Here is a 9658-nt window from a genome sequence, read left to right as displayed (position 1 = left end):
TCGGTGCCGTCCTTCAGAATGGACCCGTGCCCGCCGTCGCCCGCGTCCTCGAGCTCGCCCAGCTTGTTGAACGCGATGCTGCGTGGAAGCTTCTCCGTGCGGACAGTGCGCCGGTGATCGCCGGTCTCCTCGGCGTCCATCTTGGTGGAGACGAGCGCCGGGTCGACGCCGAGGAACTGTATGAACGGATCGATGCCGATCTCGAGCGGCTCCGCGCGCAAGGGGTGTCCTTGCCGCTGAGTGCGAAGGGCTATTGCGGGGAGTGGCGCTACGCGGGGTTTCTGGTGCGTCGGCCGTCCTCGGAAGCCCGCGGTGAGACGCTCGAGCTGTCCCCTGACGCGATCGCCGGAATCCGCTTTCTGCAGGGCCGCGCTGCCCCGCGATCGAGCGCTACCGAGTCGCGTCTCGCGAGTCTCGCAGCTCAAGTACATCGCCTCGCGATCGACACCGATCCCGACGTGTCAGCGCGCATTGCGCTGCTCGAGGAAGAGATCGAGGGGATTGAGCGGCGGATCGAAAACCTGCGCTCGGGTGACGAAGCCACGATTGACGAGGACCGGGCGCTCGAACGCGTCCGAGACGTGCTGGGGCAAGCAGCGGACGTACCCGACGATTTTGCACGGGTCCGCGCCGAGTTCGAGGCGCTCAACACTTCGCTGAGGACGAAGATCGTCGAGTCCGACGTGTCTCAGGCTTCGGTCGTCGATGAGGTGTTCCGTGGAATCGACCACATCTCCGACTCGGATGCCGGGCGCAGCTTCGCTGCTTTCGCACAGCTCGTGCTGGACCCCGCGCTTGGTGCCGCGTTCGAGGCCGATATCCGTCGCATTCTCGACCGCGGATTCGCTCGCAACCTCACGTCGGACGAGCGCCGGGCGCTGCGCTCGTTCCTTTCGACGCTCAAGGGTCGAAGCGCTGAAATTCATGACGTCATCACGTTGTTCGCCCGGGCACTGCGCCGCTACGTGCAGTCGCAGGACTACCAGCGAGACCGGGTGCTACGGACTCTACTGCGCGAGGCTCAGCACGCGGGGGTCGAAGCCGCCGCGCACACGCGTCCGTGGCACCCGACGTCGCTTTCTCTAGATCTGTCGGCCGTGACACTATCGAGCGTCGGTGCCATCGACCTTCACGATCCGGCCGAGTTCGCCGCTACGGAGGAGGTCGTCACGCAGACGATGTCCCTCGCGAGCCTCAAGGAGTTGCGGGCGATCGCTCGGGAGACCGAGATCGACTTCGACGAACTGACCCGCAACGTGAACGATCTGCTTGCCGAGGCTCCGTCGTGCACCGTCGCGGACGTCCTCGCTCGCTACCCCGCGACGCAGGGGGTCGGCAGCGTGATCGGGCTGCTCTCGATCGCAGCCGAGCAGGGCACCGTCGACGATGAGCCGGAGGTGCTCTCGTGGCAGCGCGCCGACGGAGTTGCGCGCGCGGCGATCATCGCCGCGCACCGATTCACAGGAGCGGTGACATGATCGAATCGACGACAGCGGATGCCGCAACCGACGAACACGCCGGCCTCTGGCGCGGCGACTCGGGTGAACTTCCGGATCGCACCAGACGTGTGCTGCTGCGTCTGGTGCGCGGCCCGTATCTCTCCGGCGCACGGGAGGCGCAACTGTGGGCAGTGCTCCTCACCGACGAGGGTCTGATCCGCTCCCGTCTCGCTGACCTCTTCCTCGAACTGGTGATCGATCGTGACAACGAGTTCGCGTTCGTCCGCAACGCACCGTCCGACGATGCACCGAAGGCGGTGAGGTCGGAGGCGCTGACATTTCTGGATACCGCGATGCTGCTTGTCTTGCGGCAGACACTGCTGAGCGAGGAGGGCCGGGGGCGCGTGATCGTCGGGCAGGCGGAAGTGTTCGAGCGGCTTGCTGTGTTCCGCACCGCTGATCGGGACGAGAAGGACTTCGCCAGTCGAGTCAACTCGTCGTGGAACAAGATGCAAAACAAACTCCGCGTGCTGCACGCGGTCGGCGACGATCGCGCGGAGATCTCGCCCGTGCTCCGCCTTCTCGTCGATGCTGACCAGATCCGCGCGATCACCGCGGAGTACCAGCGAATCGCCCGCGAGGGCGAAGGAGAACGTGCCGAGCTACCTATGGACACCGAGGGTCAGGCCGAATGACAATGCTGACTTTCCCTTCCGATGAGCCTGAGATCGATCAGACCAGGCCCGGCCAGTGGCGGCTTGCCCAGATCGAACTGGTCAACTGGGGCACGTTCGCAGGACACATCGCGATCGACGTCGCACGCGCCGGGCACCTCTTCACCGGGGCGTCCGGATCGGGCAAGTCGTCGCTGCTCGATGCGATCGCCGCAGTCCTCACCCCCGATCGGTGGCTTCGACTCAACGCGGCAGCCCAGGATGGCACTTCCCGGCAGAGCGATCGGACGCTGATGAGCTATGTGCGTGGGGCATGGAGCAAAGAAGCGGACGAGAACGCCGATCGGGCCACGACGACATATCTTCGGTCGAAGGCGACCTGGGGCGGTATCCTGCTGCGCTATGAGAACCTCCGCGACGAACCGGTCGTCCTGTTGCGTGTGTTCCACGCGCCTGGATCGCGCACCGACCCGTCGGCATTGAAGGACGCGCGAATCTTCGTGCGCGGTCAAGTGGAGCTTCTCGACGTGAAGCCGCACGTCGAAGGCGGCATCGATGCACGCCGCATGTCGAAGGCCTTCCCCGATGCGCTCATCACGACCGGAGGGCGGCACGGTCGCTTCCATGAGCGCGTCGTCCGACACTTCGGCTTCCGCGGGGAGGCGACGCTCCAGCTTCTTCACAAGACGCAGTCCGCTAAGAACCTCGGAACCCTCGACGCACTGTTTCGAGGGTTCATGCTCGATCAGCCGCTGACATTCTCACGCGCCGAGACCGCAGTCGAACAGTTCACGGAGCTGGATGCCGCGCACAAGCACGTGGTCGACTTGCGCAAACAGGTCGACGCGCTTCGCAAGGTCGACGAGGCGATCACGGCGTTCGACCTGGCGGGCGTCGAGATGGCGGGGATCTCGGGGCTGCACGATGCGGTCGAGCCCTTCACCGCGACGCTCAAACTTCGGCTGGCGCGAGAGGCGGCCGGCCCCGCACGGGCCGCACTGGCGCGCGCAGAAGGCGAGCTGAGCGATGCCGCGCGAGAGCAGCGATTGGCGGGCGAAGCGTTGGAGAACGCGAAGGCGCGGGTGCGGGACGAGGGCGGTGCGCGCGTGGAGCTGTTGCAGGAGCGGATCGAGAGTGCGCAGCGCGACGAGGACGTCGCCAGGAAGTACCGGGCACAGCTCGCCGCCGAGCTGGCGCGCATCGGAGCGCCGATGCCCGAGGACTCGGCTCAGTTCGCGGAGCTCCTCGCGGCGGCTGTCGGGGAGGCTGCTCACGACATCCCCGCGGTGCCATTTGACGTGCGCGACGCCGCGAGTCGGTCGCGCAAGGCGCTGGACGATGTGACGAAGCAGATTCAGTCGCTGAGGGATCACCGGAGCAACCTCGACGAGAAGCTTCTGCGAGTTCGGCGATTCGTCGCGGACGCCATCGGCGTGCCTGTCTCGGCACTGCCGTTCGCCGGCGAACTCATCTCGGTCGTCGAGCAGCACTCCGCTTGGCGCGGCGCAGCTGAGCGAGTGCTTGCCCCGTTCGCAACGACCCTCCTCGTACGCGACGAGCACCTTGCGCCGGCCCGGCGTGCCGCCGAGTCGCGGTCACTTGGCGTTCGGCTCGTCATCGAGGCGGTTCCGCACTCAGTCGAGGAGCCGCGTCGCCCGAAGGATTCCCGGTCCTTGGTGCATCGTCTCGTGGTGAGCGACGGGCCCTTCGCGGCGTATGTTCGCAAGCGCATCGCCACCGAGTTCGACTATGCCTGCGTCTCGCACCCCGACGATCTGGACGACGTCGAACGTGGGGTCACGATCGGTGGTCTCGTCAAGCGCAACTCGCGCAGGTACGAGAAAGACGACCGCCACGACGTCGAAGACGCGACTCGATGGGTGCTGGGCGGTGATACAGAAGCCCGGCTCGAGGCGTTGCTGGAGCGTCGTCGCCAAGCCATGGCGGCGATGGATGAGGCGGCCGCACGGGATGCCGAGGCAGACGCAGCCCATCAGGATGCGGTGACGCGGCGCGACGTCTTCGCACGCGTTTCGCAGTTCACCTGGGACCGAGTGGATGTCGCGTCCGCGGCCGCGGTCAAGGCGGCTCGGCTTGACGAGCTCCGGGAGCTCACCAATGAGTCGGGATCCCTCCGTGACGCCCAGGACGTCGCTGAACGTGCAACGCAGCGGCTGATGGACACCAATCAGCACCATTTGCGCGCTCTGGAGGGCCGTGCGGTGGCTCGCAGCTACGTCGACGGAATCGCTGCGCAGATCGCGGAACTCGATGCCGCCCCACACGATCCGGTGGATGAGCGGGTTGCCGATTCTCTCGAAGGTCGGCTCCGTGCCGAGCGGCGCTCCATCAGCTTGGAGACGGTGGACGAGGTCGCACGAAGAGTGCAGTCGGCGCTCTCGAAGGATAAGGATGCTGCCGCCAGCCGTGCTGCGGACGCTGAAGCCCGTTTCGCCGGGCATGCGGCGGAATTCCGGCTCGGATGGCCTGCGGCAGCCGCTGAGCTGACTGCCGAGATCGGCGACCGCTACGGGTACCGGGAACTTCGGGAGGGGATTCTTGCCCGCGGCCTGCCCGAGAAGGAGACCGAGTTCCGCAAGCTGTTGCGGGAGCGATCGCAGGATGTCGTCGCCCACTTGCTCAGTGACCTCCGCGACGCCCCTGGGCTCATCCGAGAACGCGTCCTCCCCGTCAACGCCTCACTGGGAAGATCCCCGTTCGAGGGAGTGGATCGTTTCCTCGAGATCGATGTGAAGACGACACGGACCCCCGAGGTCGACGAGTTCCTCTCCGACCTGCGTCGCATCGTCGAAGGTAACTGGGCCGACGAGTCGGCTGCCGGCGCGGAGCAGCGCTTTGCCGTGCTGCAGCGCGTGATCGGACGGTTAGGCTCCAAGGATCGCGTCGATCTCGACTGGCGCAACCGTGTGCTCGACACAAGGCTTCATGTGAGCTTCCTCGCGCGCGAGAAGGACGTGACCGGCAGGGTCATGCGGGTGTACGACTCATCCGAGGGGTTGTCAGGCGGGCAGAGGCAGAAGCTCGTCATCTTCTGCCTCGCCGCCGCGCTGCGCTACCAGCTCACCGAGGAAGAGGACGAGGTCCCGCGGTTCGGTTCGATCGTGCTTGACGAGGCGTTCGACAAAGCTGACAGCCGATACACGCGCAACGCCATGGAGGTCTTCCGAGAGTTCGGGTTCCACATGATCCTCGCGACACCTCAGAAGCTGCTCCAGACCCTCGAGCCCTACGTCGGAGCGATCACGTCGGTCTCGAACCCCGACCGCCGCGCGTCAGGGCTGGCAAACGTGGTCTTCTCCGTCGATCAGCCAGAGGTCACCGCAACGCCACGCGCGGAGTCTCGCGCGTGACCACACTCGTCACCCCAGCCGATCTGCGCGCGCGAGCGAAGAAGCTCTTCGACCGCGACGCGCGCACGTGGGCGGCCGAGCAACAGACCGCTATCGTGCTCGACGTCCCACTGCGTCCGCCAACGGAGCGGGAGGCGCTCAGCGACCTCAATCTCGTTCGAGAGTGGGTCGACGCCTGGCGCGGCGTCGGCGAAGGCTCGGGAATCGAACTCGAGTGGGTCGTCCGAAGTTGGTCGCGCATCGGAACGCAGGAGGTGCCGGTTCGCGCGGTCCTACACGGTCCGGACGTGATCGCTCAAGTTGCGGGCGAGGCGGATCGGTGGAGACTTCTGGTGGCGCGACTCGACAAGTTGAGAGGGATGACCGGTCCCGACGCCGGCGACGTGCTCCGCACCCATGCCCGCGCGGTCGCCGACCTCGATGGTGTCGATTTCGACAGGCTCGTCGATGTGCTGACTTGGGTGCGCAAGAACCCGGCATCTGGTCTCCTGATCCGAGAACTGCCGATCCGCGGCATCCACACCAAATGGATCGAAGCCCGCAGGGGACTTGTGGAGGCACTGCATCGAGCGGGAACCGGCGCATCCGGTCTGGGCCTTCGCGAGCCGTCACCGCTGGTGCGGATCCGCGTGCTTGACCCATCGCTCTCGTTCCGAGGGCTCAGCGACATGTCGGCGCCCGTCGACGACCTTGCAGGGATCCCGTTGCAGCCTCAGCGAGTCTTCGTCTTCGAGAACCTCGCCACAGTGCTCGCAATGCCGAATGTGCCCGGCGCGATCGCCGTGCACGGCGGAGGCCATCGCGTCGATCTCGTCGCTCGCCTCCCCTGGGCGCGGACAGTCACCTACTGGGGCGACCTCGACTCCCATGGATTCGCCATTCTCAACAGACTCCGGGCTAGGGGAGTCGAAGCAACCTCAGCGTTGATGGAGTCTGTGACACTGTTCGATCATCGAGACCTTTGGGGAATCGATCCCGAACCGAACGTCGGCGTGTGCGAGTTCCTTACGTCAGGTGAACGCGCGACGCTGCAGACGCTGAGCGCAGAGGGGAACATCCGCCTCGAGCAGGAACGCATCCCCTGGAGCTATGCGCTCGCGAGGCTGGGGTGTGCTGAGTCGTGCTCTGATCCCGAGGTCGAAATCGTCGATCTCGACGCAAAGAATAAGGGGCCTCGGCTTGCGCCGGGCCCCTTATGAGTAAGCACCGATCCGCAGAGCGTCCGGTGTTTGTACGTCTAGTCTAGCGTGTGTGTCGCCGCTCGAGCCTGTGAGTTCCCGATTCATCGGGGGTCCACGGTTGCGGCGGCTTCTCGTCGACACCGGCGGTGATCTTGCACGAGCGCACGAGCTGTTCGAATGGAACGTGCACGCTGCGGGCGCGGCGATGGAGGCGATTCACGTCTTCGAGCTCATCCTGCGCAATGCCATCGATCGTGAGCTTCGCATCTGGAACGACGCGATGGCCGGCACGCCTGACTGGGCGCTGAGACCCCACCCGTACCTTCTGCGCGCGCTCAACCAGACGGAACTGGCGAACGCGGTCACCCGGGCGCGACGGATCGCCGCTGAGCACGGGCGTCCGCTCTGTCATGATGACGTCCTCGCACAGATGTCGCTCGGGACATGGCGGTACATTCTTCCGTCGAAAGCGAACAAGTCGAAGCAGAAGCTGTGGGCTGTGGCCATCAGGAACGCGTTCCCCGCGTGGCCGGGTACCTGGTCAGCAGACAGCGTCGTGAGCCGAGTGGCGAACGTGCATGGACTCCGAAACCGTGTCGCCCATCTCGAGCCATTGCATCGGTACGACCTCCGCAGAGTGAGGCGGGACATGCGCAGCGTGTGTCACGCGATCGGTCCCGACGCTGCTCGCTTCTTCGTGCAGACTGAGCGACTGCTTGCCATCATCGAGTCGAACCCGGCAGGCCAGGACTGATCCATGCCAGCCGCCACGTTTCTGCCACGAATCAAGCCCAACCCACCTGATCGAGAAGACCTATCGCGAGGTCAGAAACCGCGGGATCACGCGGTTTCGGTTCGACTCGGTTGCCATCGGCGCGATTTCAAATCCCTCCGTCTCCGCCAAGCTAGGCCCCCGAGATTCCTGTGATTCCGGGGGCTTTCGCGTGGTTCCCGCGGATCGCCCCCCGCAGATCCCCCATACGCTCACGCGAACGAGCCTCATCGAGACGCGTTGCGAGGGCATCGAGGTGAGCCAACCCCGCTGCTCGCGGTGTCGGTGTGCTCGACTCTCTCCTCAGGGTTGGTGGCCAGGTCGGGTGAGGACGTCGGTCACTCTGCGGGTCTGCGTGTACGTGGCGTGCGGGTAGAGCGCGACGGCGGGGAGCTCTTTGAAGCGATGGGGGAGCGATTCGGTGACGACGGCGCCGGGGAACGATGCCCTCGAACGGCTCGAAGTGTCCTCAGCCCGGTGCGCGTACGGGCCGCAGAAGTCTGAGAGTATCGATCCCATGTCAGACGTTGCCGCACGCCGCTCGAACTCGACTGCCTGGTTTGCATTCTGGGTCGCCTTGGCGGGCCTGATCCTCATGCCCATTCCGCTGTTCATCGGGCTGATTCTGGGCGGCGGTCTGTCGATCATCGCGGCGATCCTGGCCGTCATCGCCCTGCTCAAGGGGCTCGCGCGCAGCGGCAAGGGCATCGCGCCCGTCGTCTTCGCCGGCATCTTCATCGCTCTGACGTGGGGCGGGATCTCCATCGGCGGCGGCGTCATCTGGTGACCACGCCGGGGGCGTGCGCTCGTCACACGCCGACGGTGCGGAATCCGGCGTTGCCCATCGAGGAGTCGGGCGTGTTCTGCGAGCGCGCCGAGTTGCGGTAGCGGTTGCAGTACGAGATGTGGCAGAGGTAGCTGCCGCCGCGCAGGATGCGGGATTCGCCGTGCGCGGGGCCCCGCGGATCGGTACCGGGCGAGGATGCGTAGTAGTTCGGGTCGAACCAGTCAGCGCACCATTCCCACACGTTGCCCACGCTCTGCCACAGCCCGTAGCCGTTGGGGGCGAACGAGCGCACCGGCGCGGTGGTGAGGAAGCCGTCCTCGAGCGTGTTCGTGCGGGGGAACTCGCCCTGCCAGATGTTCGCGCGCCATGTGCCCCCGGCATCCGGTTCGTCGTCTCCCCACGGATAGGTCGCCGAGGTGATTCCGCCGCGCGCCGCGTACTCCCACTCGGCCTCGGTGGGCAGGCGCCGGCCGGCCCACGCGCAGTAGGCGAGGGCATCGGTGTGCGAGACGTGCACGACGGGGTGATCGCCCATGCCCTCGATCGAGGACTTCCGCCCACCCGGGTGGGCCCAGTCGGCGCCGCGGACACCGAACCACCACGGCGTGCCGGGCGGCTGGCCGAGGATGTCGTCCTGCGGGGCGGCGAGGGCGAGGTGGAAGACCGCGGAGTATCCGAACGTCTCAGCCTCCGTGCGGTATCCGGTGTCGGCGACGAACCGCGCGAAGTCGTCGTTGGTGACGGTCGTGGCGTCGATCTCGAACGCCGCGAGCGTGACCTCGTGCAGCGGCACCTCGCCGTCGCCGGGGTTGCGGTGGCCCGACGAGTCGCCCATCACGAAGGTTCCGGCGGGCACCTGCGCCTGGGCGATCGTGTGGCGTCCCGCGCCGGGGATGGATGCCGGTGCCCGGCTCGTGCGCGTCGTGTCGATGTTCAGCAGGCCCGACCGTGACGGTGCCCCGCAGCCGCACGCTCCGGGCTCCGACCCGCAGGCGGGAGCGGCGATCGAGGGACCGGAGTGCGCTTCGGAGGACACGACTTCACCCTATGGTCCCGCTAGGGTCGGGGGTGAGCCCATGACGAATCGCTTCCCCAGATCGCTGTATTCGCGCGGATCCGAGCCGGATCCGCGGTTCAGTCTTGCCAACGAGCGCACCTTCCTGGCGTGGGTGCGCACATCGCTCGCGCTGCTCGCGGCGGGGGTGGCGCTGGAGGCGCTGCAGGTTCCGATCTCGCCCGGGTTCCGGCTCGCATCGGCGGTCGTCTTCGTGCTGCTGGGGGTGCTGGCCGCCGTCCAGGCGTGGGTCGGGTGGCTGCGCACCGAGCGTGCCCTCCGTGAGAACCAGGCGCTTCCCGCACCTAGCACGGGGCTCGTCATCATCGTCGGCGTCGTGCTCGGGGTCGTGCTGTTGACGCTCGGATTCTTCTGGTGAG

The 9658-nt window shown here is 66.5% G+C and carries 9 protein-coding genes; 7 read left to right on the top strand and 2 right to left on the bottom strand.

What is annotated here, in order from left to right; translation table 11 throughout:
* Positions 1 to 221, bottom strand: a 221-nt coding sequence (locus tag DI573_RS05080) for a hypothetical protein (protein ID WP_292811332.1), incomplete at its 3' end; no start/stop codon positions are given.
* On the opposite strand from DI573_RS05080, the gene DI573_RS05075 reads away from it, so the two are divergent.
* The 6 genes from DI573_RS05075 to DI573_RS05050 all read left to right on the top strand — a co-directional run bounded on the left by DI573_RS05075 (position 114) and on the right by DI573_RS05050 (position 8224).
* Positions 114 to 1478 carry a DUF3375 domain-containing protein gene (locus DI573_RS05075; protein WP_292811325.1) on the top strand — a complete coding sequence of 455 codons (1365 nt, stop codon included), beginning with the start codon at positions 114 to 116 and terminating at the stop codon, positions 1476 to 1478. The genes DI573_RS05080 and DI573_RS05075 overlap by 108 nt on opposite strands.
* Before the next feature lie 89 nt (positions 1479 to 1567).
* Positions 1568 to 2134, top strand: a complete 567-nt coding sequence (locus tag DI573_RS05070) for a DUF4194 domain-containing protein (RefSeq protein WP_292811323.1) — start codon at positions 1568 to 1570, stop codon at positions 2132 to 2134.
* Entirely contained in the window at positions 2131 to 5484 is a 3354-nt protein-coding gene (locus DI573_RS05065; protein ID WP_292811321.1) for an SbcC/MukB-like Walker B domain-containing protein, read from the top strand. The genes DI573_RS05070 and DI573_RS05065 overlap by 4 nt, the downstream gene beginning before the upstream one ends.
* Positions 5481 to 6683 (top strand): DUF3322 domain-containing protein, encoded by a 1203-nt coding sequence (locus DI573_RS05060; protein ID WP_292811319.1) that lies wholly within the window; start codon positions 5481 to 5483, stop codon positions 6681 to 6683. Before DI573_RS05065 ends, DI573_RS05060 begins: the two co-directional genes overlap by 4 nt.
* 52 nt (positions 6684 to 6735) lie before the next feature.
* On the top strand, positions 6736 to 7419 hold the full coding sequence (locus DI573_RS05055; RefSeq protein ID WP_292811317.1) for a hypothetical protein: 684 nt from the start codon (positions 6736 to 6738) through the stop codon (positions 7417 to 7419).
* Positions 7420 to 7954: 535 nt separating this feature from the next.
* Complete coding sequence (locus tag DI573_RS05050) at positions 7955 to 8224, top strand: hypothetical protein (protein WP_292811315.1); 270 nt, start codon at positions 7955 to 7957, stop codon at positions 8222 to 8224.
* Positions 8225 to 8246: 22 nt separating this feature from the next.
* On the opposite strand, the gene DI573_RS05045 is transcribed toward DI573_RS05050, so the two are convergent.
* Positions 8247 to 9119: a formylglycine-generating enzyme family protein gene (locus DI573_RS05045; protein WP_292811330.1), complete on the bottom strand. Its 873-nt coding sequence runs from the start codon at positions 9117 to 9119 to the stop codon at positions 8247 to 8249.
* A gap of 181 nt (positions 9120 to 9300) precedes the next feature.
* Here DI573_RS05045 and DI573_RS05040 point away from each other — a divergent pair, with 181 nt between their 5' ends.
* On the top strand, positions 9301 to 9657 hold the full coding sequence (locus tag DI573_RS05040) for a DUF202 domain-containing protein (RefSeq protein ID WP_292811313.1): 357 nt from the start codon (positions 9301 to 9303) through the stop codon (positions 9655 to 9657).
* Position 9658: the final 1 nt, after the last annotated feature.

This window comes from Microbacterium sp. (assembly GCF_003248605.1).
Lineage (GTDB): Bacteria > Actinomycetota > Actinomycetes > Actinomycetales > Microbacteriaceae > Microbacterium.
Note: the sequence above shows the minus strand (reverse complement) of the source record. Positions and strands in the feature narration are given on the sequence as shown.

What these genes read in the sequence shown, in the direction of transcription:
- DI573_RS05040 (WP_292811313.1), top strand. Translation starts at nt 9,301, where the DNA reads ATGACGAATCGCTTCCCCAGATCGCTGTATTCGCGCGGATCCGAGCCG.
- DI573_RS05065 (WP_292811321.1), top strand. Translation starts at nt 2,131, where the DNA reads ATGACAATGCTGACTTTCCCTTCCGATGAGCCTGAGATCGATCAGACC.
- DI573_RS05050 (WP_292811315.1), top strand. Translation starts at nt 7,955, where the DNA reads ATGTCAGACGTTGCCGCACGCCGCTCGAACTCGACTGCCTGGTTTGCA.